Annotated in this window: 4 protein-coding genes; all 4 read left to right on the forward strand. The window is 39.5% G+C overall.

Annotated features, from left to right (window positions below; translation table 11 throughout):
* Positions 1–149 precede the first annotated feature (149 nt).
* Complete coding sequence (locus G4P69_RS36340) at positions 150–1,082, forward strand: helix-turn-helix domain-containing protein (RefSeq protein ID WP_243902604.1); 933 nt, start codon at positions 150–152, stop codon at positions 1,080–1,082.
* Positions 1,083–1,541: 459 nt separating this feature from the next.
* Positions 1,542–1,829 carry a pentapeptide repeat-containing protein gene (locus G4P69_RS36345; RefSeq protein WP_208344479.1) on the forward strand — a complete coding sequence of 96 codons (288 nt, stop codon included), beginning with the start codon at positions 1,542–1,544 and terminating at the stop codon, positions 1,827–1,829.
* A gap of 161 nt (positions 1,830–1,990) precedes the next feature.
* Positions 1,991–2,446, forward strand: coding sequence for a pentapeptide repeat-containing protein (locus tag G4P69_RS36350; protein ID WP_208344478.1), 456 nt, complete (start codon positions 1,991–1,993; stop codon positions 2,444–2,446).
* A 2-nt stretch (positions 2,447–2,448) separates the two neighbouring features.
* The coding region (locus tag G4P69_RS36355) for a pentapeptide repeat-containing protein (RefSeq protein ID WP_208354735.1) at positions 2,449–3,398 on the forward strand (950 nt) is incomplete at its 3' end.

The raw sequence follows: 3,398 nt of genomic DNA on the forward strand, positions 1-3,398 counted from the left end.
GTGAAAAGTCAGCCGAGCATCCCTGTTGCCTGATACTAAATAGTTAACTTGCTTTGTTTTTGGGTGACAGTGTAATTGGAATTGTATCTGTCAGAGGTGAATAAAAACTGGGGTGAGACTGCCATATAAACCACTATCTGAAGGAGTCGATGATGTCTGTAAAGCAACATTTACTAATTGACTGTGTTGACTGGTCTGATCTGGTATCTAATCCGCCACTACTCGACAGTTTTCAACAAAATTGGAATAGCATTCAGCTAGCCCATTGTCGGATTCCCTCGGTTGATATCCCTGAAATATCCAACTCTCAACATGTTGTTGTTATTCCAGTTGGGCATCAAGTAGTTGATCTAGAACTTGTTATAGAGGGACATTGGCAGACGATTTCGTATAAAGAAAAAGACTTTTCAAGTGGCTGTATTGAGCTGTTTCCTGCTAATTTACCTCATAAGCTCCGTTGTCATACCACTGTTGAAAGAATGGAATTGATTCATTGCTATCTAGAGCCAAAATTTCTGGCTGAGATTGCCTATGAGTCGGTGAACCCTGATCGTGTCGAACTATTGCTGACACCGAAAAAAGCCGATCCATTGATCGCACAGATTGGTCTAGCACTTAAGTCAAGTTTAGAAGTAGATGCGGCTGGCAGTCGTTTCTACGCCGATGTAATGGCGACGGCGATGGCAGCTCATCTGCTGCGCGGTTACTCTACCCGCAACCATTGTTTTCGAGAATATGAGGATGGCTTATCTAGGCAAAAGCTAAAGCAAGTCATTGAGTATATTCAGTCGCATTTGGGTGAAAATTTATCCCTAAGTGAAATCGCTAATGAACTCAGTATGAGCCAGTACTACTTCTGCCGCCTATTCAAGCGATCAACTGGAATGTCTCCCCATCAATACTTAATTCACCAACGAGTGGAATGGGCAAAGCATTTGCTAAAAGACCCAGAACAAACAATTACAGACATAGCATTCGAGTGTGGTTTTGCAAATCCGAGTCATTTTGCCAAGTATTTTCGCCAATGCACAGGGATGAACCCTAAAGAGTTTCGCAAGAAAAATAGCAAGATTTTGCTCTAAGTCGCAAGAAAATGTGCGACTTAATTTGAGAAATTCCTTAAAGTGATGCTAATGATTTGCTTGGTAACTGGTAACGATTAGGGGTGAAAGCTTGGTTCTACCGTGCAAAATTTTGATTGACCAGCTATCGTTTTTGGGGAAATCAGTCAATTAATAAGGCAGCCTCTGCAATATTTATAGGACTAGCCCTTTCAAGGTGGCTAACCAAGACACGTTGTTTCGGGGTACTCTTCCTGACTTCTGTTCTGAAAAATTAAACCTTTTGACGGTTGAAATGACCAATGTTCGTTCCCTATTCCACCACCTTGAAAGGGCTATTACGCATTGACAAATTTGGCAAGATGTGCAATTTTGCCCTGTAAATGGCTCTCCCGTTTGCCTTGGTGAGGCGTAACTCCCACCACTACTATTAGAACTCCGTTTCCAACGGTTTCACGTTTTATATCAACAAAGAGAAATATGAATCCAAAAATTTCTGCGGCTATAGTATTCTCAATCGTAATAGGAATTCCAACTTCAGTTAAAGCCTATAACGCTGACCATGTCAAGCAATTAATAACCACTCATCAATGCCCAGGATGTGATTTAAGAGGTGCTGATTTAAGAGGTGCTGATTTAAGAGATGCTAATTTAAGAGATGCTGATTTAAGAGATGCTGATTTACTGGGTGCTAACTTGATAAACGTAATTTTATCTGGTGCTAAGTTAAAAGGAGCAAGACTACCTAATGGAACAATAAGTAGGTAGGAGTAAATAAACCTAACTATGTAACGAACTGTAAAACGCTCGAAACCCTTGCGATTGCTTCACTTCACTTCGCTCCGTTCGCAATGACATAGTTATAAATTTTCTCGCCTACCTACCTACTTAGTTAGAGAACCATACTTTAAATAATTTTAATTTGATTTATGAAGATCTGGAAAGGGATAAGTTTATTAATTTTAGCTGTTACAGCACTCCTAACAGTGTTAGTTTTTGTATCTGTATCTGAGGCTAAAAATCAAGGTGAAGTTCACGATAACGTCCGAAAATTAATCATCACCCATAAATGTCCCAAATGCGACTTACATAATACTGACTTAAATGGAGCCGACTTAAATGGGGCTGACTTAAATAATGCTAATTTAATTGGATCTGACTTAAATGGAGCCGACTTAAATAATGCTAATTTAATTGGCTCTCACTTGAAGGAGGCTAAGTTGATTAAGGCTATTCTGACTAATGCTAAGTTGAATAATGCTGATTTAAGAGGAGCTAATCTAGGTGGAGCTGATTTACATGGAGCTAATCTATGTGAAGCCACTATAAATAAGACAACAAATTTAAAAGATGCGATAGGAATTAAATGTAAAGAGCTAAAATAAGTATGAATTCATCAAAATCAAAACCCAAGGCTGGAGTACAAGAAGCTCCAGAAGGCTTGGAAAGATTGGAAGAAAGTTTTGACAAGATTTTAAGTGGTCGTAACGCTTTTCAACGGAATTACCTGTTGGTAAAGGAAGCAAAAGAATGGGATATGACGTTAGAAGAATACCGCACTTTGTTTGAAATTTATTGCGAACACGCGTTAAAAATATCTTTTATTAAATTCCGTCTATCAACTCTACCACGGTTTTGGAAATGGACTGGAATTGCTGAGAAAAAATTATGGGACTACTTGCAGTTAGCAGCTGGAATATCTATTCCTATTGTTATATTCCTTGGTGGTCAAAACTTTACAAATTCGACAAATCAAAAACAGCAAGAAATTGCTGAGGAACACTATCGTCAAGATTTATTATCGAAATATTTCGACCAAATGACTCACCTTATAACCAAGGACAATCTACTCGATTCTAATAAAGATCAATCTTATGTCCCAACTAAATCTCAAATACCTCAAATAATTGCACGAGTGAGAACTTTGTCTACACTATATGAACTAGGCGAGAATAGGGATAGTAAGAAGTTATTAATAAAGTTTTTATCTGAGGCAAAGCTAATATTAATTGAAAAATCTGTTATCACATTAGACAATGTCAACCTCCAAGGAGTTGACCTCTCTGGAGCCAACCTCCAAGCAGCCCAGTTCTCTAATGCAGACCTCTCTGGAGCCAACCTCTCTGGAGCCAACCTCATTTTTGCCAACCTCCAACGAGCCTCTCGTGCCAACCTCCAAAAAGCCCACCTACAATATAGCAAGCTCTCTGGAGCCAACGTCTCTGGAGCCAACCTCTCTGATGCAAACATCTCCGATGCAGACCTCTCTGGAGCCAACCTCTCTGGAGCCAACCTCTCTGGAGCCAACATCTATTGGGCCAACATCTCTTGTGACAA

The organism is Aetokthonos hydrillicola CCALA 1050 (assembly GCF_017591665.1).
Lineage (GTDB): Bacteria > Cyanobacteriota > Cyanobacteriia > Cyanobacteriales > Nostocaceae > Aetokthonos > Aetokthonos hydrillicola.